General features: G+C 72.3%; 2 protein-coding genes. Both read right to left on the minus strand.

What is annotated here, in order from left to right; all coding sequences use genetic code 11:
- A partial coding sequence (locus E3D03_RS20925; protein WP_263568544.1) for a DUF2460 domain-containing protein occupies positions 1 to 183 on the minus strand: 183 nt, incomplete at its 3' end.
- A 61-nt stretch (positions 184 to 244) separates the two neighbouring features.
- Positions 245 to 979, minus strand: a 735-nt coding sequence (locus E3D03_RS20930; protein WP_318013794.1) for a phage tail tape measure C-terminal domain-containing protein, incomplete at its 5' end; no start/stop codon positions are given.

The raw sequence follows: 979 nt of genomic DNA on the forward strand, positions 1-979 counted from the left end.
CGCCGCCAGATCGTCGGCGCGGCGGATGCCGTAGGCGACATCGTAGCGCCGACGGGAGTTCGCCCAGCTGGCGTTCCTCTCCTCATCGCCCGAGGCGAGCTCGACGATCTGGGTGCGCCGCTCCGGCCCGCCCCGCGCGCCGCGACTGATGTTGTCGGGAAACCGGACCTCGTGAAACGCCATCAAGTCTCTCCATGGTTCGTGCTCTGGCCCCCGCAACCGGTTCCCACTTGCGGGGTCGCACTCACATGCCCCTCCGCCCGAGCGACACGGCCCGGGCGATGTCGGCGGCGACCTGCGTGCGCGACTGGCGGAAGCTCTCGGCGTCGCGGGCCATGATGGTGACGTTGACGCCGCCGCCCGCGCCGTAGCTCTGCGCCTCGCGCTGCGACAGCACGCGCTCGCCGCGCTGCAGGATCGCGGGGACTTCGTCGTGGCGCAGTCCGGCCATGCCGCCGGAATGCATCCGCGGCGCGGCGGCGAAGGCCATGGCCGGGATCATGCGCAAGGGCGCGGCCGATCCGACCATCCCGCCCGCATGCAGGACGTTGGCGAAGATACCGCCCGCGCCCGCGAAGACGCCGGAGAGCGCGTTTGCGATCGGCCCGAGGATGAAACGCCGCGCCGCCAGCTGGGCGAGATCGGCCAGCAGCGAGGTGACGAGGTCGCGGAAGTTCAGCTTGCCGGTCTTCACGAACTGGCCCACCGCGTTCTCGGCCGACTGGAAGGCGCCGACGAGGCTCTGGCCGATATCGCCGCCAATGTCGCGCGCCTTGCTGGCGTAGTCCGACAGCGCGGCCGTGACCGCCTGCCAGCCGGTTACGGCGGCCTCGGTCGCGGGCTCGGCCGCAGCGGCGGCAGCTCCGGCCGCCGCACCAGCACCTGTTGCTGCGCGCCCGGCATCGTCGAGCGCCGTCTCCAGCCGCTCGGCAGCACCGGTGGCCTCGGTCAGCGCATCAGCACTGGCCTCATCGGTGCC

This window comes from Paracoccus sp. DMF, from assembly GCF_004407025.1.
Classification (GTDB): domain Bacteria; phylum Pseudomonadota; class Alphaproteobacteria; order Rhodobacterales; family Rhodobacteraceae; genus Paracoccus; species Paracoccus aminovorans_B.